The organism is Rahnella sp. ChDrAdgB13 (assembly GCF_017655185.1).
Taxonomy (GTDB): Bacteria; Pseudomonadota; Gammaproteobacteria; order Enterobacterales; family Enterobacteriaceae; genus Rahnella; species Rahnella contaminans.
On record NZ_JAEMGT010000017.1, the window covers coordinates 32,434 to 56,529 of the forward strand.

Genomic DNA, 24,096 nt, shown 5'->3' on the forward strand with positions numbered 1-24,096 from the left:
TCAGCTGACGGGCAGCCTGCGCTGCCCGTATTTTTGGGCACTTATGAACGACAGACAGCAAGTCATTTTGCAATGGGTAAACGATAAACAGCGGATCAGCGTAAGTGAGCTGTCGCAGATTTGTCAGGTTTCAGAAGTGACGATCCGTCACGATCTCAATCAGCTGGAGCAACGCCATTATCTGCGCCGCGCGCACGGTTTTGCCGTCGCGATCCAGACCGATGACGTCGATACCCGAATGATGTCGAACTTCGCACAGAAGCAAAAACTGGCAAAATTCGCGGCGTCATTAATCCAGGATGGCGAAACCGTATTTTTCGAAAGCGGCAGCAGCATTGCCCTGCTGGCACAATATCTGGCGGACAAAAAGAATCTCACGGTGATTACCGTCAGCAGTTATGTGGCGTCGTTGCTGAAAAGTATGCCGTGTGACGTGGTGCTGCTCGGCGGGATGTACCAGAAGACCAGCCAGACAGTGGTCGGCCCGCTGACAAAATTGTGTTTGCAGCAGATGAATTTCAGCAAAGCCTTTATCGGGATTGACGGATTTACTGACACCACCGGTTTTACCGGCCGTGACATGTTGCGTGCCGACGTGGTGAATACGGTCGTGGCGAAGGGCGCGGAGAATATCGTCCTGACGGATTCCTCGAAATTCGGCCAGATCAATCTCAATCCGCTCGGCCCTGTCAGCGCTTTCAGTCATGTCATTACTGACGAAGCACTGCCGGATACGTTCCGCCAGCAACTGACGAACTCAGGCATAAAAGTCAGCCTCGTAGGCTGACTTTTTTCATGTGATATTTGTAGTACGGCGCGGATTACTGCCCGTAGTAGGCATTCTTGCCGTGCTTGCGCAGATAATGTTTATCAAGAAGTTGCGGCTGCATATCCGGCAACTGCGGCGTTAACTGGCGGGAGAAAATGCCCATGTAGGCGATTTCTTCCAGCACCACCGCGTTGTGTACGGCATTATCGGCATCTTTTCCCCAGGCAAAAGGCCCGTGCGAATGCACCAGCACCGCCGGAATATCCGCGGGATCGAGGTTACGTTCCGCGAACGTTTTAACGATCACTTCCCCGGTTTCCCACTCGTAGCGCCCGGCGATTTCGGCTTCGGTCATTAAGCGCGTGCAGGGGATGTTGCCATAAAAATAATCCGCATGAGTGGTGCCCCAGGCCGGAATATCAATGCCTGCCTGTGCCCAGATGGTCGCATGGCGGGAATGGGTATGCACAATGCCGCCCGCCTGAGGGAAGCTGAGGTAGAGCACGCGGTGCGTGTCGGTATCGGAAGACGGTTTCTTGCTGCCTTCCACGATTTTCCCGGTTTCCAGCTCCACCACCACCATGTCATCGACGCCCATATGATCGTATTCCACGCCCGACGGTTTGATGACGACCAGCCCTTGCTGGCGATCCACGGCGCTGACATTTCCCCATGTAAAGGTCACCAGATTATGGCGCGGCAGTGCCAGGTTGGCCTCCAGTACCTGCTCTTTCAGTTGTTTAAGCATCTCGGTTTCCTCATGTATCGATGCTTTATTGTCTGGTCGGCGGGCGGGTGCCGGTATGGGGCAAATCGCTAAAGAGTGCGTACGGATCTGCTGCAAACGCAAAAGTGCCTGTTTGTGCCACATTCAGGGCACGCAGGTGCAACGCTTTAGTTAATTGTGTGGTGAGACTGCGGCTTGATGGTGAATTAAGATTATTCACCTAGTGAATGGATACTAATTTCACTATTTTTAGTTAACGGATGCAAAAGTGCGTCCGGATGAGTCGAATTATGAATAAAGGTTCGGAACAGCTCAAAAATTCATAAGTTGCGTGAAGGATCACCCGGTGAAATACAGTGATAACGCTGCATGTTGCCTATACTTATCGATGATGCTGAACGTTAATCCTTTGAGGAAGATAACTATGATGCTCGTAAATAAACGCGTTGCCAGTATTGCACTGGTTTTGACTCTTGCGATGTCTGTTACCGCGTGTGGTAACTGGTCTAAACGTGACCGTAACACGGCGATTGGTGCCGGTGCCGGTGCACTTGGTGGTGCGGTTCTGACTGACGGAAGTACTTTAGGTACGTTAGGCGGCGCAGCAGTAGGTGGTATTGTGGGTCATCAGGTCAGTAAATAAGAACAGATAAAAAAACAGTAAGACGCTGCGCTTTTCAAAGGCGCAGCATCTTGTTTTATCAGCCACCCGCCAGTTTGACTTTCATCCCTTTAGCTTCAAGCAGCTGTTTCAGTAAATCACGTTTATCGCCCTGAATTTCTATCACGCCGTCTTTCACCGCGCCGCCGCAACCGCATTTTTTCTTCAGTTCGGCCGCCAGTTTTTCCAGTGCAGCATCGTCCATATCGACGCCAGTAATAAGACAAACACCTTTCCCTTTGCGCCCGCTGGTCTGACGCGCAATACGAACAATCCCGTCACCTTTCGGGCGTACGACGACGGCTTTCTGCTCATCGATTCTGCCGGTATCAGTGGAATACACTAACCGGCTGTTGTTGTCATTAGGCATAAATTCCCCCTGCTTATCGCAGTGATGCACGGATATCACGCAGCGTCTGCGCCGGATCGGCGGACTGCGTAATCGGACGGCCAATCACCATGTAATCCACACCCGCCGCCAGCGCTTCCTGCGGGGTCATCACGCGGCGCTGATCGTCGGCTTTGCTGCCTGCCGGGCGGATCCCCGGCGTGACCAGTTTGAACGCTTGCCCCAGCGCCGATTTAAAGCGCGTCGCTTCCTGCGCGGAACATACAACCCCGTCCAGCCCGCAGTCACGGGTCAGGCGCGCCAGACGTTCGGCGTAATCTGCCGGAGATAACGTGATGCCCAGATCCGCCAGATCGCTGCCTTCCATGCTGGTCAGCACGGTGACGGCAATCAGTAACGGCGCGTCTTTACCAAACGGCAGCAACGCCTCTTTTGCTGCGGTCATCATGCGCGCACCGCCGCTGGCATGTACGTTGACCATCCACACGCCCAGCTCCGCCGCTGCGGCAACTGCATGCGCCGTGGTGTTCGGGATGTCATGGAATTTCAGATCCAGAAAGACGTCAAAACCGCGAGTCTGCAAATCTTTTACCATCTGCGGGCCGAAATGCGTGAACATCTCTTTACCAATTTTCAGACGGCAATCACGGGGATCGATTTTATCTGCAAAAGCCAGCGCGACAGATTTATCGGCATAGTCGAGAGCGACAACAATAGGTGAGGAATTTAAGTCGTTGTTGTTAATGTTATTTTCTGACGTCATGTCTTCAGCCTCTTGTGTTTTTTCATTTCAGGAAGGGAAAGCCTGTTTTCTGCCGCCCGCATTTTACATGGCAAAAGGCTGAATTCACAGCTACACATAATGTGACAGTTTTATTAAATTTTTGTGAAGCACTAGACGCCGACACAACGCAGGCATAGTTTGTAACTTTACTCTAAGGAAAGGCTGAAAAATGAGTGAGATAACAACCCTGACCGTCAAAATTCCGGTTGAATTGAAGGAACTGATCAAGAACGCCGCCGCTGAGGCTGAGCATTCTTTAAGTGCGGAAGTGGCAGCACGTCTGGAAGAGAGCTTTAATCCGGCAGCACCCAAGGGGAAAAAGGCGGCGAAAGCCACCGAGCATGAAATTGATAACCAGCATCTTGCTGAAGATTCTGAACCGGCGCTGACAGCAAAAGAAATCAAGAAACTGCGTACGTTACTTAACGCCCGCAAAACCACCGGTAAGAAGAAGTAATTCCTCTCTCCTTTCCCTGAATAATTCGCGTTGCAACAAGATGATAAATACATCTGCAACGCGAAGTATGTCGGGAATATTACTGACCGTCGAGACCCCGTATAGGTTTGATCGTTGCCCAGCCACGGCATGACGGACAATGCCAGTACAGCGAATGTGCAGTAAATCCGCATTTGTGGCAGCGGTAACGTGGTTTTGTGCGGATCTGCTCACCCACCATGTCCCGCAGTAAAACCAGACTCTCTTTCGCCCTGCCTTCTTCTGCATCGGCCAGATGGTAATCCATGAGGTGATGGAACACACGCATGGTCGGATGACGTTGCAGCTGGCGGTTAATGTAGTTCTGCGCCGTTTCACGCCCTTCTTCCTGCTGGATGATTTCCGCCAGCATCAGTTCTGCCGTCGCGCCGGTGTTTTCATCGACACAACGCTTGAGGAACTCTGCCCAACCCAGCGTATCTTTCAGGTTCTGGTAGCATTCCTGCATCATCGGCAGCGCTTCGCTGACCAGTTCTTTGTCCTGCTCAAGCACGCGTTGCAGCGCATCAACTGCTTTACGGTATTCGCCCTGCGCCAGAAAAATGCGCCCCTGCATGATAGACACGCGGGCACAAAGTTTATCTGCCGCCGCGGCCTTTTTCAGCAGGCCTGTGGCCTTATCGAAATCATCAGAAACCATCGCCAGCAGCGCCAGTTCACACCAGAAATGCGCGATTTCCTTGCGGCGGTTTTCTTTGCCCAGCTTGACCAGACGCTCGGCCACATCGATAGCATTCTGCCAGTCGCTGGTCGCCTGATGGATGATCAGCAACTGTTCCAGCGCAAACAGCTGGTAGTCCTGCTCCTTCACCAGCTGATTAAACATGTCTTCGGCGCGGTCATAAAAACCGGCAGCCATGTAATCGCGTCCTAACTGCTGCACGGCAAGCAAACGCTGTTCGAAGGTCAGCGAGGCACTTTCCATCAGCGACTGGTGGATACGGATGGCGCGATCGACTTCGCCACGGGAGCGGAACAGGTTCCCCAGAGTCAGGTGTGCTTCGACCGTACTGCTGTCCTCTTTCAACATTTCAAGGAATAGGTCGACCGCTTTATCCTGCTGGTTGGAAAGCAGGAAGTTAACCCCTGCGACGTATTCACGCGACAGGCGGTTAGCATTTTCCTGTTTATCCTGCTGAGAACTTCTGCGCCCCATGTACCAGCCATAGGCGGCCGCAACGGGCAACAACAGAAACAGCAGTTCTAACATAGAGGGTTATTCCTTGCTGACATCATAAGATGCTGCTGGCGGCGTAACGGCAGCCGCGGGTTCAATTTGTTGTTCAAGGCGTTTGATTTTCCGCTGGGCACGCCCGAGAGATAAGCGGACACGCAGGTAAAACAAACCGCAGATGACCCAGCCCAGAATAAAACCGGTAGCAAAGAGCACGGCAAGCAGTGTGGAAACACGATAGTCGCCCTGCGCCAGCAAATAATTGAAGGTCACAGTCTGATCATTATGGGCACCCAGAGTGATAGAAATCACCACGATGACCAGCAAAAATAAAAAAATCAGCAGATATTTCACATTCATTCCTGTAATGCCGGATGTACCGGATGAATTATGCCAAAAACTCTCGTCCCGACCTAATAAGTTAGCATTTCCAAACAAAGCTGGGAAACATTGCGGAGGCTTTAAATGCAGGTTGTTGGAACTTCGTGCAACTTTAGCAGTGTGTAGCAAATATCGCTGCAATCTACGATATGGAAGAGATATGGGGGCGGAAAGCGATGAATTAAAGGGGTTTTGTTAAACCCCTTTGAAATTGCCAGTGTTTATTCTCCGTCGCGTTCAGCGATTTCCTGATTTTCCGCCGGCGGCGGCGTCAGCGGTCCGACATAACGCTCAGTCAGCCAGCAGGCCAGTGTCACCAGTATCCAGCTGATACCCACGGACGCCAGCAGGTCACGCGGCCAGTGCATTCCCAGAACCAGACGGCTGCCCATCACGGCGACTGCCCACACCATCAGGAACGTGACCGTTTTGTAGTGTTTACGCCGCCACAGCAGCCCGATGCCCAGTAATGCCCAGGTAGCGGCAAACATAGTATGACCGGAAGGGAATGCGTAACCGGTGTCGTTCTGCCAGCTTTTATTCAGCCAGTGAGGTATCTGCGTGTCCTCGCCGAGTATTTCTTTGACCTGTTTGCCACGCAATTTGCTTTTCTGCGCATAAAACTCACCCACGTTCATCTGATGATCGGTTCCCAGCCACGCCACGTAGGGCCGCGGCTCACGTACTTCACCTTTGATGAAGTCTTTCGCGTATTGCCCGACCAGCAGCGCGGCCACAATAATCACACCCAGCCCGATGGCCGGTTTAAGACGAAAGCGCAGGCACCACAGGAACCAGCCGCCAAGAATTACCGTTGTGAGGATACCCCAGGGCTCGCTCACCGTTTCCGTCACCCAGAACAGCGGGCGCAAAATGGACGGATTTCCTCCCGGTGCCCAAAGCCAGCCGCTTATCCATACCGCTGCGGGCATCAGCATTAAAAGTACAGCCCCGAGTGCGGTGCGTTTGGCGATATCAAACATAGTCGTCCCTTCCGTCATTTATAAAAGAGTTGGAGTGTAGCAACGTTGTCATCGCTTCACATTCCCTAAGCGGGGATTGTTGAAGAAGCGGTTATAATTCATAAGTTATGAACTAATCGTTCAAATATTCGCGCTAAAAACTGCGCCAATCTGTGGCAAAATACCGCCCTGTCGTGATGGAAAGGCACCGATTCCCTATCCAGAGGCCGCATCTGAACGTAGGATGCGCATCAACAAGTAAAATACTCACTGTAAATAAAGACACTTTGTGGTTTTTTTGGAGCGTAAAATGCAGCTGAAACGGGTGGCAGAAGCCAATCTGCCAACACCTTGGGGCGATTTCCTGATGGTGGGTTTTGAAGAATTGGCCACCGGGCACGACCACCTGGCGTTAGTTTTTGGTGACATCAGCGGTGAAACACCGGTTCTCGCGCGTGTTCACTCGGAATGTCTGACCGGCGATGCCTTATTCAGCCTGCGCTGTGACTGTGGTTTTCAGCTCGAAGCCGCACTCAATCACATCGCCGAAGAAGGCCGTGGCATCCTGATGTATCACCGCCAGGAAGGCCGTAACATCGGTTTGCTCAACAAAATCCGCGCTTACGCTTTGCAGGACAAAGGCTATGACACCGTCGAAGCCAACCATCAGCTCGGTTTTGCAGCTGATGAACGCGACTTCACCCTGTGCGCGGATATGTTCAAGTTACTGGGCGTTGATTCGGTCCGCCTGCTGACCAACAACCCGAAAAAAGTCGAAATCCTGACTGAAGCCGGCATTAATATCACCGAGCGCGTGCCGCTGATCGTGGGCCGTAATCCGGAAAATGAACGTTACCTGTCGACCAAAGCGGCCAAAATGGGCCACCTGCTCGATAAGTAATTTTTTCAGGATATGACAGAAATATTAAGGGCACCTTAACGGTGCCCTTTTTCATGGAGTTTTGACGGGAAAAAGATTCAGAGCATTTTGCGGATCACGTAATGCAGAATGCCGCCGTTCTGGAAGTACGTCAGCTCATTGCCCGTATCAATACGGCAGCGCGCGTTCACCGTTTCCGTATGCCCGTCGGCAAAGGTGATGTGTACTGCGACATCTTGTCCCGGCGTCAGGGTTTGCAAACCCCGGACGCTGATCTGCTCATCGCCGGTCAGTTTCAGCGTTTTGCGCGTCACGCCCTGCGGGAATTCCAGCGGTAAAATCCCCATGCCGATCAGGTTGGAGCGGTGAATACGTTCGAAGGATTCCGCAATCACCACGCGAACACCCAGCAAACGCGGCCCTTTCGCCGCCCAGTCACGGCTTGACCCGGAACCGTACTCTTTACCGGCAATCACCGCCGTCGGCACGCTTTCATGCTGATAGCGCATCGCCGCATCGTAAATCGCCAGTTGATCCTGCGACGGAATATGGCGGGTAAATCCCCCCTCCACGCCCGGCACCATTTCGTTTTTGATACGGATATTGGCGAACGTCCCGCGCATCATCACTTCATGGTTACCGCGCCGCGAACCGTAAGAGTTAAATGCCTTCGGCTCTACACCGTGCTGTTTCAGATACAACCCCGCCGGGCTTTCGGCTTTAATATTCCCGGCTGGCGAGATGTGGTCAGTGGTAACGGAATCCGCCAGAATGGCCAGAATTCGGGCATCGTTGATGTCTTGCAGCGCGTCCGGCTCCGCTTTCATGTCGCTGAAGAACGGCGGATGGCGGATGTAGGTCGAATCTTCCTGCCAGGTGTAGGTCGGCGTGCCTTCAACCTGAATCGCCTGCCAGCTGGCGTCACCGTTAAACACTTCCGCATATTCTTTATGGAACATCGCGGTGGTGACCTGCCCGACCGCATGGGCAATTTCTGTCGCCGACGGCCAGATATCTTTCAGATAAACCGGTTTGCCGTCTGCATCTTCCCCCAGCGGATCGTGGGTCAGATTGACGTTCATGTTCCCGGCCAGCGCGTACGCCACCACCAGAGGTGGAGACGCCAGCCAGTTAGTTTTGATCAGCGGATGAATGCGCCCTTCGAAGTTTCGGTTGCCGGACAGCACCGCGCCGACGGTTAAATCCCCGGATTTAATGGCGGATTCAATCGGTTCCGGCAGCGGCCCGGAGTTACCGATACAGGTGGTACAGCCGTATCCCACCAGATTGAAACCGAGCTGTTCAAGGTATGGCATCAGACCGGCAGCATTCAGATAATCGGTCACCACTTTGGAACCCGGTGCCAGCGAGGTTTTCACCCACGGTTTGCGGGTCAGCCCCTTCTCTGCGGCATTTTTCGCCAGCAAACCGGCTGCCATCAGCACGCTGGGGTTTGACGTGTTGGTACAGGACGTAATGGCGGCAATCACCACTGCGCCGGTCGTGAGCGCGTAGTGCTGGCCTTCGAGCGTGAAGGTTTCCTTGTCGCTACGCCCCGGTTTACTGTTTCCCAACTCCAGTTCAGTGGCCGCTTTAAACGCCTTCGGCACATCCGGCAGCGCCACGCGATCCTGCGGACGTTTCGGGCCAGCCAGACTCGGTTCAACGCTGCCCATATCCAGCGACAGCGTACTGGTGAATACCGGCTCGTCGCCCGCATTGCGCCATAACCCCTGAGCCTGCGAATAAGCTTTAACCAGTTCGATCTGCTCGTCGCTGCGGCCGCTGAGTTTCATATAACCGAGCGTGACGTCATCCACCGGGAAGAACCCGCAGGTGGCCCCGAACTCCGGCGACATATTGGCGATCGTGGCGCGGTCGGCCAGCGGTAAATCCGCCAGCCCGTCGCCGTAGAATTCAACAAATTTGCCAACCACGCCGTGCTTACGCAGCATCTGCGTGACGGTTAACACCAGATCGGTTGCGGTGATGCCTTCGCGTAATTTGCCGGTCAGCTTGAAGCCAACGACGTCGGGGATCAGCATGGAAACCGGCTGGCCTAGCATCGCCGCTTCCGCCTCAATCCCGCCGCAGCCCCAGCCCAGGATCCCCAGACCGTTAATCATGGTGGTGTGCGAATCGGTGCCGACCAGCGTGTCCGGGTAGGCGATCGTTTTACCGTTCTGTTCTTCGTACCAGACGGTCTGCCCGAGATATTCCAGGTTAACCTGGTGGCAAATTCCGGTGCCCGGCGGCACAACGCGGAAACGATTGAACGCTTTCTGGCCCCAGCGGAGGAACTGATAGCGTTCGTTGTTGCGTTCCATTTCCAGCCGGACGTTTTCATCAAACGCTTCGTCATCACCAAATTCATCTACCGTCACCGAGTGGTCGATAACCAGATCGACAGGCGATAACGGGTTCACCTGGTCGACATTACCGCCGAGACGTTTTACCGCCTGCCGCATGGCGGCTAAGTCCACCACTGCCGGTACACCGGTAAAATCCTGCATCAGAACGCGCGCAGGCCGGTAAGCGATTTCACGATCGGCGTGGCCTGTTTTCTGCCAGCCAACCAGTTCGCGTAAATCACTTTCCGTTACGGTGTCGCCATCCACGTGGCGCAGTAAATTTTCGAGTAAAACTTTGAGGGATTTTGGCAGGCGCTGGAGTTCACCCAGCGTTTGGGCTGCGAGCGGCAGGCTGTAGTAATGAAACTCCTTGTTCTGGACTGCCAGTTTATCCAGACTTTTCTCACGAATATCGGACGACATAGCTTCTCCTTTTACTGCTCATTTCTCGCGCCTGCGTGGCTATCAGGGAATAACCCGCAAGCTTATAAGTGCATAGTTAAACATAACACAAAATTCAATTAACATTTTAATAACAACACGAAGTGTTCATCAGGCAAAAAAAATCCCGCGGCATCGTAAGACGGCGCGGGACAGAGATTTTCAGCAAAGCGTGGCGGTTTATTTCACCGGCAACTTAATGTCTTTGAACATCTCTTCGATATCTTCATTCGAGCGCAGAGAAATGGCGGTGTCCACCACGTCGCGCGTCAGATGTGGCGCAAAGCGCTGGATAAAATCGTACATGTAGCTGCGCAGGAAAGTACTGCGGCGGAAACCGATTTTGGTGGTGCTGTACGTGAAGATATCACGCGCATCGACCGTCACCAGGTCCGGATCCTGAATCGGATCAACTGCCATGCTGGCGATAACGCCGACGCCTAAACCAAGACGGACATAGGTTTTGATCACGTCAGCATCAGTGGCGGTAAAGACGATCCGCGGCGTCAGCCCGGCGCGGTTAAACGCGGTATCCAGCTCAGAACGGCCGGTGAACCCGAACGTGTAGGTGACAATCGGATACGCCGCTAACTCTTCGATGGTGACTTTATCTTTGCCCGCCAGCGGATGATCCGGCTGAACCACAACCGCACGGTTCCAGTGGTAGCAAGGCAGCATAATCAGGTCGTCGTAAAGATGCAGCGCTTCGGTCGCAATCGCGAAATCAGCATTACCTTTGGATACGGCCTCGGCGATTTGCGTTGGCGAACCCTGATGCATGTGCAGTGAAACGCGCGGGTAGCGCTCGATGAAACCTTTAATGACGTTTGGCAGTGCGTAACGTGCCTGAGTGTGTGTCGTGGCGACGTACAGTGACCCTTTATCGGGATACGTGTGCTCGCCCGCGACGGCTTTAATGGCGTCAACTTTAGACAGCACTTCACGCGCGATACGGATAATTTCCTGCCCGGCGGGCGTGACCTGCGTCAGATGTTTACCGCTGCGGGAGAAAATCTGGATACCCAGCTCATCTTCGAGCATGCGTACCTGCTTACTGATCCCTGGCTGCGACGTGTACAGGCCTTCTGCCGTCGAACTGACGTTCAGATTGTGATTAACAACCTCTACGATGTAGCGCAGTTGCTGCAATTTCATATCTCATACCACCCTGGTTTCAAACCCTGTCACCATCCCTGTTCACCCGCTGGCTGAACAGACTGGAAATGATTTTTATTGAATGCCCGAAGTCTGTATTGCGTCGTCTTATGTCACTGACGCATTAGCTTATTACAAATGTGAATAAAAACAAATTTTATATAACAATTATATCAAAAGCTGACACATTGTATAGCCAGATAACATAAGGATTACAGCAGGCAGCCCTGCCCTGCCCTGAGAAGATATTCGCGAAGAACCTGTCGATGATAGATCTTATTACAATAAAAAAACCAGCCCGAAGGACTGGTTTTTTACAAACGAATAACAATGGGTTCCGGCTCAATAATACTATTTCTTTCCTTCTACCCATTTACCGTCAACATAGAATGCCGTCCAGCCGGTGGCTTTACCGTCTTTTTCTGAAGACACGTACTGCTGCTTCGTTTTACGGCTGAAACGCACCATCGATTTATTGCCTTCCGGGTCAGCCACTGGCGCATCGGCCAGATAGCTCAGTTTTTCCGGCAGACGATCTTTAAAGCGCTTCAGTTCTTCCACCAGCGGCGCACGGGTTTCACGCGATTTAGGGAAAGTATTGGCCGCCAGGAAAACACCTGCCGCGCCATCACGTAAAACGAAATAGGCGTCAGACTTTTCACATTGCAGCTCCGGCAAGGGAACCGGATCTTCTTTCGGCGGCGCAACATCACCGTTACGCAGGATCTTACGGGTATTTTTACACTCGTCGTTGGTACAGCCCATGTACTTACCGAAACGTCCCATTTTCAGGTGCATTTCAGAACCACATTTCTCACACTCAACGATCGGGCCGTCATATCCCTTGATACGGAACTCGCCTTCTTCGATTTCGTAGCCGTCACATTCCGGGTTGTTACCGCAGACATGCAATTTGCGCTGGTTGTCGATCAGGTAGCTGTCCATCGCCGTGCCGCATTTGCCGCAACGACGTTTGGCGCGCAGCGCATTGGCTTCCGCTTCATCACCTTCAAGGATGTTCAGAACTTCAGCATCCGCAATCAGGTTTATGGTGGTTTTGCAGCGCTCTTTCGGCGGCAACGCATAACCGGAACATCCGAGGAACACCCCGGTGCTGGCGGTACGGATCCCCATCGGGCGGCTGCACGTCGGGCATTCGATGCTGGTCAGAACCATCTGATTCGGGCGCATACCGCCTTCTTCAGGGTCTTTCTCGGCCGTTTCGAGCTGCTTGCTGAATTCGGTGAAGAACTCATCCAGAACGGCTTTCCATTCTGCTTTGTTGTTCGCGACCTGGTCCAGCCCGTCTTCCATGCGTGCGGTGAAATCATAGTTCATCAGTTCGCGGAAATTATCTTCCAGACGATCGGTGACGATTTCACCCATTTTTTCCGCATAGAAACGGCGGTTTTCAACGTGTACGTAGCCACGATCCTGAATGGTCGAAATGATCGACGCGTAGGTAGACGGACGGCCAATACCGCGTTTTTCGAGCTCTTTCACCAGTGACGCTTCGCTAAAACGTGCAGGCGGTTTGGTGAAATGCTGAGTTGGCAGCAGCTGTTGCAGTTCGAGGTCGGTGCCGACTTCAATCGCTGGCAGCGTTCTGTCTTCGTCGCCTTTACGCAACGCTGGCATAACTTTCGTCCAGCCATCGAAACGCAGCGTACGGCCTTTGGCACGCAGGGAATAATCGCCCGCTTTCACCGTCAGCGTAGTGGAATCATACTGCGCCGGTGTCATCTGGCAGGCCACAAACTGGCGCCAGATCAGCTGGTAGAGACGCTGCGCATCTGCTTCCATATCTTTGAGCTGCTCAGAAACCACGGCAACATCAGAAGGACGGATCGCTTCGTGCGCTTCCTGAGAATTCTCTTTGTTGCTGTACTGCAACGGCGCTTTCGGCAGGTATTTATCGCCAAAGTTTGTGCCAATGTAACCGCGAACCATTTCTACAGCGTCCTGGCTCAGGTTGGTGGAGTCAGTACGCATGTAGGTGATGTGACCGGCTTCGTAGAGACGCTGCGCCATCATCATGGTTTTCTTCACGCCAAAGCTCAGACGCGTACTTGCCGCCTGCTGCAATGTGGAGGTAATAAAAGGAGCACCCGGTTTGCTGCTGGTCGGTTTATCTTCACGATCCACCACCTGATAACGCGCTTTTTCAAGCAGCGAAACAGCCGCGTGGGTTTGTTCTTTATTGACCGGTTTGAACGGTTTATCGAGGTGATGCGTCACTTCCATTTGCAGGGCGGTTTCTTTCTTCGCCAGCAAATCAGCGTGCAGCTCCCAGTATTCTTCCGGCACGAACGCTTTGATTTCTTTTTCGCGCTCAACCACCAGACGAACCGCTACGGACTGAACACGGCCAGCGGATAAACCACGGGCAATTTTCTTCCACAGCAGCGGGGAAACCATGTAACCCACCACGCGGTCCATAAAGCGACGCGCCTGCTGAGCATTCACCCGATCAATATTCAGTTCGCCCGGTTCTTTAAAGGCATTCTGAATCGCGTTTTTGGTAATTTCGTTAAATACCACGCGGCTGAAACGTTTGTCATCACCACCAATCACTTCCCGCAAATGCCAGGCAATCGCCTCTCCTTCGCGGTCAAGGTCGGTTGCGAGATAGATGTGGTCAGCTTTTTCCGCTAACGCTTTTAACTCAGCAACGACTTTTTCTTTACCGGGAAGTATTTCGTACTGCGCTTCCCAACCATGATACGGATCGACGCCCATGCGATTAACCAGCGCGGTTTTCTCATCCTTTTTTACTTTTTTCTTTGTTTTTTCTTCGGTTGAGTCGGCGGTCTTTTTAGCAGCGGATCCACTGGTTGGTAAATCACGGATATGACCGACGCTGGACTTAACCACGTAGTCATTTCCTAAATATTTATTAATCGTTTTGGCTTTTGCCGGGGACTCAACTATTACGAGAGCTTTACCCATAATTACCTTTACCTGAATGATTCTTCATCATCTGAAGAAGATTTTGTCTAGTTATGCCGCGGCACAATATCACGTCTTTTTTTATATTGCGGCAGTGAGTCAGAACGTCAACTTATTTCTTTAAAAGAAGGAGCGAACTGACTTCCAGAGGTTCAAAACACTGATTCTGCGAGGGATTAACCAGACAGGGTTCAGCAGAATGTGCTCTTTCCTATGTCAAATAATGACCAAGCGTAAACAAAACATTCCACCTGAAGCCACAAAATCCCACACTCTACCTGATTAAAATCGTCACGCAAACTAATTAACACGGAAACGCCCTTTTCGCCAATGTGTTCAGTCCTTTCGGCGAATCGTTCAAATAATAACCACAATGTAAAGCCATTACCCACAGCCGATTTGCGGTTTTAACAACGGCAGGATTACAATAACGTCAGCAATTATAGTGGGGAGTAAATATCATGCACGAAAATACATCGGCAATAAGTCGCGAAGCTTTACTGGCAGAAGCGAATAAGGTTATCCGTGAGCACGATGAGTATCTTAGCGGAATGGCTGCGACAGAAGTTGAACAGAAAGGCAATGTGCTGGTTTTCCGTGGTGAATTCTTCATGGATGAAAACGGTTTACCGACCCGAAAAACCACTGCGGTATTTAATATGTTTAAACACCTGGCTCATCTTTTTTCAGAAAAATACCATCTCGAAGATTGAGATAAAAAAGCCGCTATAAAAGAAGACGCAACCGGTTAGCTTTCCGGGAAAACTGAGCCGATAAAAAAAGGGACCGAAGTCCCTTTTTCTTTGCGCTTTTAATGAGGCAAAGCGTTTACAGCAACGGCTTCTGACTGCACTGCAGCCAGCGCAGGAACAGACGGTCAGCGCTGGCTGCCGCGCTGCCTGTGAATCTGTCCATCATGCGTTTACGTCGGGCATAACGCACCGCAATCACTTCATGATTTTTCATTTCCGCAATCAGTAAATCATCACTGGTGCCGATGGCGTCAATCAGGCCATTTTCACGTGCCTGCGTACCAAACCAGTGTTCACCGGTTGCCACGGTATCGATATCCAGAGACGGACGATTCTGATGCACAAATTCCTTGAACAGCACGTGCGTTTCGTTGAGATCTTCGCGGAATTTCTCGCGCCCTTCTTCGGTGTTCTCACCGAGCAGCGTCAGGGTGCGTTTGAATTCTCCCGCCGTATGCAGTTCGATATCAATATCGTTCTTTTTCAATAACCGGTTGAAGTTAGGGATCTGCGCAACCACGCCTATTGAACCGATAATGGCAAACGGCGCGGCGACAATGCGGTCAGCTACGCAGGCCATCATATATCCTCCACTGGCGGCGACTTTATCTACCGCCACCGTCAGGCGGATCCCGCTCTGCCGCAGACGAACCAGCTGCGAAGCGGCCAGACCATAACCGTGAACCACGCCGCCAGGGCTTTCCAGGCGTAACAGCACTTCGTCTTCCGGCGTAGCCACCGCAAGCACTGCTGAAATTTCTTCGCGCAGCGAAGTCACTTCATGCGCGTCCATACTGCCTTTGAAGTCGAGAACATACAGGCACGGTTTGGATTGGGTTCCCCCCGCTTTGGCCTGTAGTTTTTTCTGTTTAGCTTCAGCTTTATCCTTTTTCTTCAGTTCTTTACTGCGGATTTTCAACTCCGCAGGACTCAGACGCGCGCTGCGCATTTCACGCTGCATTTCGCGGTACTGCTCCCCTAAATCGACCAACTGCAACTCACCTTTTCCGTGAGATTTGCGATGACGAAGGCCGACCACCAATACCACCAGCGCACCAATGGCGATCACTACGGTCACTACTTTGGCCAAAAACAGCCCATAAAGAGAAAGTAAATCCACACAAACCGCCTTTTCGATGTGGTAATAAAACCGTTATGAAAGATGCTGAACATTTTAGACAATCGGCGCTGCGGCGTCTTGTTCGAAGATGACATCATGCCAGAGACTAAAAGTGAGTGCGCCATTGTTCCAATTTTGTTACAAAAGAGCTGTCTGTTTTTGGGTTAATCATTGAAACTCCTGCCCATTTAAGGCATATAACCGGTGATCAACTCCGAAACACCCCAAATTCACACCAAAATGTCGGACTCCGGTCGAGCGCAACTTCTCCCGTACCCGGCATTTTTGATACTCAGCGCGCCTGATGTGAAGACGGCCATCGCCGCTACATCGCGCCCCGACCTATGAGGACCGCCCATGCATTACCATCCGAAATCTGACCTGCTCAACAACCGTATTATTCTGATCACCGGCGCAGGCGATGGCATCGGGCGCGAAGCGGCGCTGACCTACGCCCGCTTTGGCGCGCAGGTCATTTTACTTGGACGCACCGAAAGCAAACTGGCCAGCGTTCAGCAGGAAATTGCCGCTAAAAACCTGCGGCCTGCGTTCATTTATGCGCTCGATTTACTGACCGCCAGCGAGCAGGATTGCCAGCGCGTCGCCAGCCAGATTGCCGGATGGGTGCCACATCTCGACGGCGTTTTACATAATGCCGGGCTGCTGACAGAGATTACACCGATGGCCGAAATCAGGCTGCCGGACTGGATGAACGTGATGCAGGTGAATGTCAACGCGACGTTTATGCTGACGCAGGCCTTGCTGCCACTGCTGCTCAAATCCGCCAGCGCGTCGCTGGTGTTCACAACGTCCAGCGTCGGGCGTGAAGGCCGCAGCGGCTGGGGCGCGTACGCGGTATCGAAATTCGCCACCGAAGGCATGATGCAGGTGCTGGCCGAAGAACATAAACACACCGGTCTGCGGGTGAACTGCATTAATCCGGGCGGAACCCGCACCGGCATGCGCGCGTCGGCGTTCCCTGATGAAAACAAAGATAAACTCAAAACACCGGCTGACATCATGCCGCTGTATCTCTACCTGATGGGCGATGACAGCCGTCGTAAAACCGGTATCAGCTTTGATGCCCAGCCAGGCCGTAAAGCCGGTCCAGCCGAATAACGGAGCCAAACATGACTGAAGATCGCCACAAGCAGCGCCAGCAAAAGCTGAAAGAACAGGTTGATGCGCGCATTGACGCGGCAAAAGAGCAGCGCGGGATTTTGATTGTGTTTACCGGCAACGGCAAAGGTAAAACCACCGCGGCTTTCGGGACAGTCACCCGCGCCGTCGGGCACGGAATGCGCGCAGCGGTGATCCAGTTTATTAAAGGCGAATGGCCGAACGGCGAGAAAAATCTGCTCGAGCCACACGGCGTGGAATTTCAGGTGATGGCGACCGGTTTCACCTGGGAAACACAAAATAAAGAAACCGACACTGCTGCCTGTCAGGCCGTCTGGCAACATGGAAAACGGATGCTGAACGATGCCACCCTGGATCTCGTGGTGCTCGATGAGCTGACGTATATGGTCAGTTTCGGCTATCTGGATTTGCAGGAAGTGGTTGATGCGCTGAATGCCCGTCCGGCGCACCAGACGGTGATTATCACCGGCCGCGGGTGTCATCGGGATCTGCTGGAGCTGGCCGATACCGTCAGCGAACTGCGTCCGGTGAAGCATGCTTTTGATGCGGGCATTATGGCGCAGCAGGGCATTGACTGGTAACGCCCTGCTTTACTTTGAAACGTAAGCTTTAAAACTTAAGTTTCAAAGCGTTATCTGACACTCCGCCAGTGTTGCCATTTCATTATGGACAGCGCAGGCAGCATCGATCAGCGGTAACGCCAGCGCGGCACCGCTGCCCTCGCCCAGACGCAAATTCAGGTCAAAATACGGCTGCAAACCCAGCGCCTCAAGGGCAATTGTCGCCCCCTGCTCCGCAGAAATATGTGACGGAATAAGATACGGTTTCAGGGCCGGTGCAATCTGGCAGGCCGCCAGCGCCGAGGCGTAAGACAGGAAACCGTCCAGTACCACCGGAATTCCGGCCGCCGCCGCACCGATCATTGCGCCCGCCATACCGGCAAGCTCAAACCCGCCGACTTTCGCCATGACATCCAGCGCATCCGAAGCATCCGGCTGATTCACCGCTATGGCTTTTTCCACCACGCTGATTTTATGGGCCAGCCGCTCCGGCGGAAGATTTGCGCCCAGCCCGACCGTTTGCGCAGGCGCTGCCCCGGTCAGCACCGCCACCATCGCCGCCGCGGGCGTGGTGTTTGCCATACCCAGCTCACCGACCGCCAGCAGAGACAACCCGCTTTCCGCTTTCGCAATCACACGTTCTGCGCTCCAAATGAGCAGCGATTCTGCCTGTTCACGGGTCATCGCCGGGCCGGTCGCAATATTGCCTGTGCCTTGCGCGACCTTGTGGTTCAGCGTGCCGGGAATATCCGGGCCGAGTATCCCGCAGTCGACCAGCGTCACCTGCGCACCGGCGTTACGCGCCAGCACGGAAACTCCGGCTTTTCCCTGCACAATATTCACCGCCTGAATTGCGGTGACGACCTGCGGCGAAGGCGTTACGCCTTCCTGCCATACGCCGTGATCGGCAGCCATCACCAGAATTTCTTTACTGGGGAATTTCAGCGGTGCTTTACCGCGGATAGACGCCAGCTGAACAGCCAACTGCTCCAGACGCCCGAGACTGCCCAACGGTTTAACCAGGCTGTCCAGACGTTCTTCGGCAGCCCGTGCGGCCTCTGCGTCGGGTTCAGCAATCTGACGGATGATATTTGCCAGCGAAGCCATCGGTGTTCCTTATCGTGATTTAAAAATTAAATACCGCTGTCGTTGAAACGTTGGATAACGCAGGCTCCCGGGCTTAAATCGATCTCACACAGGCAGCCTTGTTTAAACGGAAAGCGCCACATGTCAGCAGGCGCGAGTTTCAACATCATCGCCAGCAACAGGCTGAGTGAACCCTGATGCGCCACAATAGCCACGCAGCTTCCCGGCGGACGCAGGTGAATTTGCTGCAACGCCTGACGGATCCGCCCGGTGAATTCGGTGAAGGATTCGCCCTGAGGCACTGCCGCCTTTTGCCAGTCCTGACACCACTGCTGATATCCTTCTGCCTCAGAGGCTTCAAGCTCTTTGTGATGGCGCATTTCCCATTCGCCGAATCCCATTTCTCTGAACAGAGGCTGGCTTTCTACCGCGATTTCGCGCCCTTTAACGATAAATTCAGCCGTGGCCTGGCTGCGCCGCATGCCGGAGTGGATCACGCAATCGAGCGGTGTTTCTGCCAGCTGACGGGCGACGTGCTGCGCCTGAGTTTCGCCTTGCGCGGTCAGCGCGATATCGCTGCTGCCGCAGAAAACGCCGTCGACGTTTGCCTGAGTTTGTCCGTGTCGTATCAGATACAGTTTCATTTATTTTTCCGGGTCTCAGTGCCATAAAAAGAAGATAAGAAAAACCAGTTCGCTTAATTCGCAGGCCGCACCCAACGTGTCACCCGTTTGTCCGCCTATACGGCTGGCGACAAAACGGCGGAAGGCGAAGGTAAAGCACAGCGTCACCAGCAGGGCAAACAGCGTGGAGAAACCGGCGATAAACAGAACCAGGGCGGCCATCAGCAGCAGCGTCGCATAAAAGCGCCCTTCGCTGATTTTGCCGATAAACAGATTGCCCATGCCCGATTCACGGGCGTATGACTGTCTGAACATCATGACGGACATCATTCCCCGCCCGATAACGGGCGTTACGACCAGCACTGCAAATACTGCCAGCCCTTCGGCACTTAGCTGATAAATCAGCGCCGTTCGCAGTAAAACCGCGACAATCAGCGCCAGTGCGCCGTTGGTGCCAATGCGGCTGTCACGCATAATCTCCAGAATGCGTTCCCGGCTGCGCACCGAGAACAGCCCGTCGCAGGTGTCCGCCAGCCCGTCAAGGTGCAGTGCGCCGGTCAGCATAATATGAGCGATAACCGCGGCAACCGCCGCCGGAAATACGCCAACGTGCTGAACCAGAATCCCCCAGACCAGCGCAGAAAGCAGGCCGACAACCAGCCCGACCAAAGGGAAATACACAATCCCGCGCGGGTAATCCTTCATTTCAATACCGTCGCACCAGCGTTCTTTTACCGGTATGCGGGTGAGGAACTGCAACGTTGCGAGAAACAGACGCCAAGTCATCATCGTAATATCCTTTTTTTACGCAGACGTTTTTACCGGCACCGGGATCCCGGAAACCACCAGATATACGTCATCCGCCGCAGCCGCCAGTTGCTGGTTCACCCGCCCGGCGATGTCACGAAAGCGCCGCGACAACAGGTTATCCGGCACAATCCCCATACCGACTTCATTGGTGACGATAATCACTTCCGTTTCACAATGCTGCGCGGCATCCGCGAGTTCAGTGATTTGCGCCAGAATATGTTCTTCGATAGCGGTGAAATCCATCGCTTCCGGCTCAGTTTCACCGGCCATATCAAACAGCAGATTTGTGATCAGCGTTGTGATGCATTCAATCACGATCGTCGGGAATTCAGTCTGCTTCAGGCGCACAACGTCGCCTAAATCACGATGACTTTCAAACGTGTGCCAATGCGCCGGACGCTGCTGCTGGTGGAAGCGGATCCGCTCGGCCATTTCCGTATCCGTCACCGCCGACGTGGCGATATACAGCACCTCTCCGCCCCGTATTTCTACGATCTGTTCAGCAAAACGGCTTTTGCCGCTGCGCGCACCGCCGGTAATCAGCATCATAATCGGCTCCCTTTGGGTTAAGCGAACAATCACGTTTCGCCCTGATTTTTGAGCAAAAAAAACCGCAGCCGGTGAGAGCTGCGGTTTATGAGCATAACGGTTAGCCGTTCGCTTGTCAGCGATTAACCCCGTTTAGCCGGTCCGGTGGTACGACGTGCCGGAGCCACAGACGTGTGACGCTTCACGGCGCGACGGATCTGGTTAGCTTTAACACGACGACGATCGCGCTCAACCGGCAGTTTGCTGACGGTTTCTTCGGTCATGTCGACCAGGGTACGCAGATAGTTGATGTCCGGCAGATCCAGCTCTTTATAGCCGCCGCGAGGCAGGCCTTTAGGCAGATTCAGGTCACCGTAACGCACGCGGATCAGACGGCTCACCTGGACGCCAACGGCTTCCCACAGACGGCGAACTTCACGGTTACGCCCTTCTGTCAGGGTCACGTTGTACCACTGGTTCAGGCCTTCGCCGCCCTGGAATTTGATGGAGCGGAAAGCGGCAGGGCCGTCTTCGAGCTGTACGCCACGGCTCAGTTGTTTGATTTTTTCATCATCAACCTGACCGAATACACGTACCGCATACTCACGTTCCACTTCACGGCTCGGGTGCATCAGGCGGTTAGCCAGTTCACCGTCGGTGGTGAATAACAGCAGACCGGAGGTGTTTACGTCCAGACGACCCACGGCAATCCAGCGTGAACCGCGCATTTTCGGCAAACGGTCAAAGACGGTCGGACGCCCTTCCGGATCACTGCGCGTACACAGTTCACCTTCCGGTTTGTAGTACGCCAGCACGCGGCAGACGGTGTCCTGAGACTCCATCACCGACAGGATGTGGCCGTCGAGACGGATTTTTGTCCCGCCGGTGACTTCAACACGATCGCCCAGCGTTGAGATTTTACCGTCAACGCTGACACGGCCAGCCTGGATCATCGCTTCAACTTCACGACGTGAACCGTGGCCCGCACGCGCGAGAACCTTTTGCAGTTTTTCAGTTTGCCCTTCGGTGCTGTCCAGCGCATTTTTCGGCTTCTGGTACTTCACTTCTTCTTCGTCACCGTTTTCATCAAACAGTGCTTCAGCTTTAGGCTTGGTGCCACGCGGTTTCAGCGGACGCTTTTTATCATCGCGCGCGTTGTCAGGACGTGCCGGTTTGCCCATGCGGGGTTTTTCAATACGGGAATCAGAACGTGAATCGCTGCGACCCGCATCAGCACGTGGTTTATCGGTACGCGGTTTGTCAGAACGTGGCTTATCGGTACGTGGCTTTTCGCCACGCTTTTCAGCCCGCGACGGTTCCGGACGGCTTTTCGCTGCGCCGGAATTTCTGCCGCTTTTAGGCTTGTCACCAGACGAACGTGCCGGTTTGGATTTATCGCTGGTGTGCTTCTGGGAATTATACTTCTCGCTCATTGAGCAGCCTCATTTGTCGCCTTCACAGGCGTCGGGGGGAGCCGGCAGCACAATGTGACCCATTGTCTGCCCGCCAAAATTCGTTATTGCGCTTTAATACAACGACTTACAAAAAAGTCAGCCCGCCATTATACACATTTATCCGCAATTTGTATCCTGCCAGAGGATTTGCGGGCTGATTATTTTTCAAACAGCAGTTACCGGAACGGCGTCGGATCACCCGCGCCTTCGCGGACGACTTCCGGCGATGGCTCGGTCAGATCGATGACCGTGGTCGGCTGCTGGCCCAGCGAACCGCCGTCAATGACCAGATCGACCAGTTTACCCAGGCGATCTTTGATATCTTCCGGATCAGATTCCGCAAAGTCATTACCCGGCAGCATCAGCGTGGTGGACATCAGCGGTTCACCCAGCGCGTCGAGCAGTGCAAGCGCAATCGGGTTCGACGGCACACGTAAACCGATCGTCTTACGCTTTTCGCTCATCAGACGGCGCGGCACTTCTTTCGTCGCTTTCAGAATGAACGTGTAGTTGCCCGGCGTATTATTTTTGATCAGACGGAAAGCTTGGTTATCCACGTAAGCGTAAGTGGAAAGCTCGGACAAATCGCGGCAGACCAGCGTGAAGTTGTGGTTGCCGTCCAGCTGACGGATACGGCAAATGCGCTCCATCGCGTTCTTTTCTTCCAGGCGGCAGCCCAGCGCGTAGCCCGAATCGGTCGGGTAAACGATCACATTCCCTTTGCGCAGCAATTCAACCGCCTGACTGATCAGACGTGGCTGCGGATTTTCAGGATGAATATAGAAATATTGACTCATTGTTCCTCTCAATTCTTTTCAGGTCTGTCCTCTGTGATGTCAGCGTAAAAAATGACGTCATAAAGCAGGGTTCAGACCCGTTCAATTTCTGGCTTTTTTTCTGTGACCGGCCAGTTTTTCCACACCGGTTCCACACCTGCGGGAAGCCAAAGTTTGCGCCCCAGTTCAATCCACGAGCAGGGCTGATGGAAATCAGAACCTTGCGAAGCTAGCAGTTGATAATCGCGGGCAAAGGCCGCCAGCTGCGCGCGTTCGTTCGGCGCCTGCTGACACTGCGCGACTTCCATCGCATCACCGCCGTGCTCAGAAAAATAAGCCAGCAGGCGTTTCAGCCATTTTGCCGACAGGTCATAACGTCCCGGATGCGCGACGACGGCCTGCCCGCCAGACTGATGAATAGCTTCAATAGATTGTTCTATTGTACACCACTGTGGCGGAACGTAGCCGGTCTTGCCTTTGGCGAGGTACTTTTTGAAGACCTGCGCAATGTTATCCGCCGCACCAAATTCGACCAGATACCGGGCAAAGTGCGCGCGTGTGACTGCACCGCCCTGCGCCAGACGCAGCGCCCCTTCCCACGCCCCTTCGATGCGTGCTTTCGCCAGCCGGCGCCCCATTTCCTGCGCGCGCTGCTGGCGGAGTTCAGCCTGACTTTTCAGCAGACTTACCATCGCCGGATGTTCAGGGTCGATGCCTAATCCGACGATATGAATCTCATGGTTTTCCCACAGCGTCGAAATCTCAACGCCGTTCACCAGTTGCAGCGGAAGTTGCTGGCTGGCTATCGCCCGCGCCGCACGCGCCAGCCCTTCGGTGCTGTCGTGATCGGTGATCGCCAGAACGCCAACCCGCATTTCAACGGCGCGGACCACCAGCGCTTCGGGCGTTAAATAGCCGTCCGATGCGGTCGTGTGGCTGTGGAGATCGTAGATCCTGAATGCAGTGCCGGAAGTCTGATCGTCTGCTGAGGGTGAAGCTGTTGTTGGCGAAGTCATCGTCACGTCGGGGGTTTAACCTGTTTCTGAATGCAGCACTTATCATAACGCGTTAGCGCTGTGCACGTTAGGGATGATTTCACCCGGTTTTTACGCACGGTTACGGTGCGATAACAATCTGACCGCACTAAAGGTGTGAAATCAGACAAATT

General features: G+C 53.5%; 24 protein-coding genes. 7 read left to right on the plus strand and 17 right to left on the minus strand.

Going from position 1 to position 24,096, the window contains the following annotated elements; all coding sequences use genetic code 11:
* Positions 1-43: 43 nt before the first annotated feature.
* Positions 44-787, plus strand: a complete 744-nt coding sequence (locus J8X26_RS06210) for a DNA-binding transcriptional regulator YciT (RefSeq protein ID WP_208950456.1) — start codon at positions 44-46, stop codon at positions 785-787.
* Positions 788-821: 34 nt separating this feature from the next.
* Here J8X26_RS06210 and araD read toward each other — a convergent pair whose 3' ends face one another.
* Positions 822-1,517: an L-ribulose-5-phosphate 4-epimerase gene (gene araD, locus J8X26_RS06215; protein ID WP_152325951.1), complete on the minus strand. Its 696-nt coding sequence runs from the start codon at positions 1,515-1,517 to the stop codon at positions 822-824.
* 403 nt (positions 1,518-1,920) lie between these two features.
* Between araD and osmB the strand changes: the two genes are divergently transcribed.
* A complete protein-coding gene (gene osmB / locus J8X26_RS06220) occupies positions 1,921-2,139 on the plus strand; it encodes an osmotically-inducible lipoprotein OsmB (RefSeq protein ID WP_056780657.1) in 219 nt (72 codons plus the stop codon).
* A 58-nt stretch (positions 2,140-2,197) separates the two neighbouring features.
* Here the strand turns inward: osmB and yciH are convergent, their stop codons facing one another.
* Positions 2,198-2,527 (minus strand): stress response translation initiation inhibitor YciH, encoded by a 330-nt coding sequence (gene yciH, locus J8X26_RS06225; RefSeq protein WP_152325950.1) that lies wholly within the window; start codon positions 2,525-2,527, stop codon positions 2,198-2,200.
* Between the two features lie 13 nt (positions 2,528-2,540).
* A complete protein-coding gene (gene pyrF, locus J8X26_RS06230) occupies positions 2,541-3,269 on the minus strand; it encodes an orotidine-5'-phosphate decarboxylase (RefSeq protein WP_208950457.1) in 729 nt (242 codons plus the stop codon).
* A gap of 190 nt (positions 3,270-3,459) precedes the next feature.
* Between pyrF and J8X26_RS06235 the strand changes: the two genes are divergently transcribed.
* Complete coding sequence (locus tag J8X26_RS06235; protein ID WP_152325948.1) at positions 3,460-3,747, plus strand: Arc family DNA-binding protein; 288 nt, start codon at positions 3,460-3,462, stop codon at positions 3,745-3,747.
* A 79-nt stretch (positions 3,748-3,826) separates the two neighbouring features.
* On the opposite strand, the gene lapB is transcribed toward J8X26_RS06235, so the two are convergent.
* From lapB to pgpB, 3 genes are all read right to left on the minus strand, one after another.
* Positions 3,827-4,996, minus strand: a complete 1,170-nt coding sequence (lapB, locus tag J8X26_RS06240; RefSeq protein WP_195824565.1) for a lipopolysaccharide assembly protein LapB — start codon at positions 4,994-4,996, stop codon at positions 3,827-3,829.
* A 6-nt stretch (positions 4,997-5,002) separates the two neighbouring features.
* On the minus strand, positions 5,003-5,314 hold the full coding sequence (locus J8X26_RS06245; RefSeq protein WP_152326349.1) for a LapA family protein: 312 nt from the start codon (positions 5,312-5,314) through the stop codon (positions 5,003-5,005).
* Positions 5,315-5,562: 248 nt separating this feature from the next.
* Positions 5,563-6,324 carry a phosphatidylglycerophosphatase B gene (gene pgpB / locus J8X26_RS06250; protein WP_208950458.1) on the minus strand — a complete coding sequence of 254 codons (762 nt, stop codon included), beginning with the start codon at positions 6,322-6,324 and terminating at the stop codon, positions 5,563-5,565.
* A gap of 289 nt (positions 6,325-6,613) precedes the next feature.
* Here pgpB and ribA point away from each other — a divergent pair, with 289 nt between their 5' ends.
* Positions 6,614-7,204: a GTP cyclohydrolase II gene (gene ribA, locus J8X26_RS06255; protein WP_101076876.1), complete on the plus strand. Its 591-nt coding sequence runs from the start codon at positions 6,614-6,616 to the stop codon at positions 7,202-7,204.
* A 77-nt stretch (positions 7,205-7,281) separates the two neighbouring features.
* Here ribA and acnA read toward each other — a convergent pair whose 3' ends face one another.
* The 3 genes from acnA to topA form a co-directional block, all read right to left on the minus strand.
* On the minus strand, positions 7,282-9,957 hold the full coding sequence (gene acnA / locus J8X26_RS06260; RefSeq protein ID WP_152325945.1) for an aconitate hydratase AcnA: 2,676 nt from the start codon (positions 9,955-9,957) through the stop codon (positions 7,282-7,284).
* A 198-nt stretch (positions 9,958-10,155) separates the two neighbouring features.
* Positions 10,156-11,130 (minus strand): HTH-type transcriptional regulator CysB, encoded by a 975-nt coding sequence (gene cysB / locus J8X26_RS06265; protein ID WP_152325944.1) that lies wholly within the window; start codon positions 11,128-11,130, stop codon positions 10,156-10,158.
* 351 nt (positions 11,131-11,481) lie between these two features.
* Entirely contained in the window at positions 11,482-14,079 is a 2,598-nt protein-coding gene (gene topA / locus J8X26_RS06270; RefSeq protein WP_208950459.1) for a type I DNA topoisomerase, read from the minus strand.
* Positions 14,080-14,540: 461 nt separating this feature from the next.
* Here topA and J8X26_RS06275 point away from each other — a divergent pair, with 461 nt between their 5' ends.
* Positions 14,541-14,792 carry a YciN family protein gene (locus tag J8X26_RS06275; RefSeq protein ID WP_152325942.1) on the plus strand — a complete coding sequence of 84 codons (252 nt, stop codon included), beginning with the start codon at positions 14,541-14,543 and terminating at the stop codon, positions 14,790-14,792.
* A gap of 115 nt (positions 14,793-14,907) precedes the next feature.
* Here J8X26_RS06275 and sohB read toward each other — a convergent pair whose 3' ends face one another.
* On the minus strand, positions 14,908-15,951 hold the full coding sequence (sohB, locus tag J8X26_RS06280) for a protease SohB (RefSeq protein ID WP_208950460.1): 1,044 nt from the start codon (positions 15,949-15,951) through the stop codon (positions 14,908-14,910).
* Between the two features lie 357 nt (positions 15,952-16,308).
* Between sohB and J8X26_RS06285 the strand changes: the two genes are divergently transcribed.
* Entirely contained in the window at positions 16,309-17,070 is a 762-nt protein-coding gene (locus tag J8X26_RS06285; protein WP_208950461.1) for a YciK family oxidoreductase, read from the plus strand.
* 11 nt (positions 17,071-17,081) lie between these two features.
* Positions 17,082-17,672 (plus strand): cob(I)yrinic acid a,c-diamide adenosyltransferase, encoded by a 591-nt coding sequence (gene cobO / locus J8X26_RS06290; RefSeq protein WP_152325939.1) that lies wholly within the window; start codon positions 17,082-17,084, stop codon positions 17,670-17,672.
* Positions 17,673-17,714: 42 nt separating this feature from the next.
* Here the strand turns inward: cobO and cobT are convergent, their stop codons facing one another.
* The 7 genes from cobT to J8X26_RS06325 all read right to left on the minus strand — a co-directional run bounded on the left by cobT (position 17,715) and on the right by J8X26_RS06325 (position 23,944).
* The gene (cobT, locus tag J8X26_RS06295) at positions 17,715-18,758 is read right to left on the minus strand and encodes a nicotinate-nucleotide--dimethylbenzimidazole phosphoribosyltransferase (RefSeq protein WP_152325938.1); all 1,044 of its coding nucleotides are present in this window, start codon (positions 18,756-18,758) and stop codon (positions 17,715-17,717) included.
* 26 nt (positions 18,759-18,784) lie between these two features.
* Positions 18,785-19,381 (minus strand): alpha-ribazole phosphatase, encoded by a 597-nt coding sequence (gene cobC, locus J8X26_RS06300; protein ID WP_165057138.1) that lies wholly within the window; start codon positions 19,379-19,381, stop codon positions 18,785-18,787.
* A gap of 15 nt (positions 19,382-19,396) precedes the next feature.
* A complete protein-coding gene (gene cobS, locus J8X26_RS06305) occupies positions 19,397-20,149 on the minus strand; it encodes an adenosylcobinamide-GDP ribazoletransferase (RefSeq protein WP_208950462.1) in 753 nt (250 codons plus the stop codon).
* A gap of 15 nt (positions 20,150-20,164) precedes the next feature.
* Positions 20,165-20,719 (minus strand): bifunctional adenosylcobinamide kinase/adenosylcobinamide-phosphate guanylyltransferase, encoded by a 555-nt coding sequence (gene cobU, locus J8X26_RS06310; RefSeq protein WP_208950463.1) that lies wholly within the window; start codon positions 20,717-20,719, stop codon positions 20,165-20,167.
* A 122-nt stretch (positions 20,720-20,841) separates the two neighbouring features.
* Positions 20,842-21,762, minus strand: coding sequence for a 23S rRNA pseudouridine(2605) synthase RluB (gene rluB, locus J8X26_RS06315; RefSeq protein ID WP_259228644.1), 921 nt, complete (start codon positions 21,760-21,762; stop codon positions 20,842-20,844).
* A gap of 566 nt (positions 21,763-22,328) precedes the next feature.
* Positions 22,329-22,949 (minus strand): L-threonylcarbamoyladenylate synthase, encoded by a 621-nt coding sequence (locus J8X26_RS06320; protein ID WP_208950464.1) that lies wholly within the window; start codon positions 22,947-22,949, stop codon positions 22,329-22,331.
* A gap of 71 nt (positions 22,950-23,020) precedes the next feature.
* Positions 23,021-23,944, minus strand: a complete 924-nt coding sequence (locus tag J8X26_RS06325; protein WP_244370389.1) for a PHP domain-containing protein — start codon at positions 23,942-23,944, stop codon at positions 23,021-23,023.
* Between the last annotated feature and the right edge of the window lie 152 nt (positions 23,945-24,096).